At 46.1% G+C, this 245-nt stretch carries 1 protein-coding gene; it reads right to left on the bottom strand.

The window, feature by feature from the left end:
• Nucleotides 1-97: 97 nt before the first annotated feature.
• Nucleotides 98-238, bottom strand: a complete 141-nt coding sequence (locus tag ACY2RR_RS24600) for an ACR/YggU family protein (protein ID WP_490110836.1) — start codon at nt 236-238, stop codon at nt 98-100.
• Nucleotides 239-245 lie beyond the last annotated feature (7 nt).

Genomic DNA, 245 nt, shown 5'->3' on the forward strand with positions numbered 1-245 from the left:
TGTCGACTCCGGAGCAGAGCCGAAACTTTGGTTATCTTAGGGGGTTTCGACTGCTGGTGATGGCCTTGCTGGTTTTTCTTGAGTGAACCGCTCTCTTTCATGGAAGAAAGATATTCAAATTGTCCGGAATCTTTTCAGGCTCCGAAATAGAAACCCTTTTCTCCCGGCTTAACGCGCCACTGATAATAGAAATATCACGCTTGCTGACACCAAACTGCTTTGCCAGAAACTTGATCAGGTAACCA

The organism is Parendozoicomonas sp. 2304DJ65-17 (assembly GCF_058148445.1).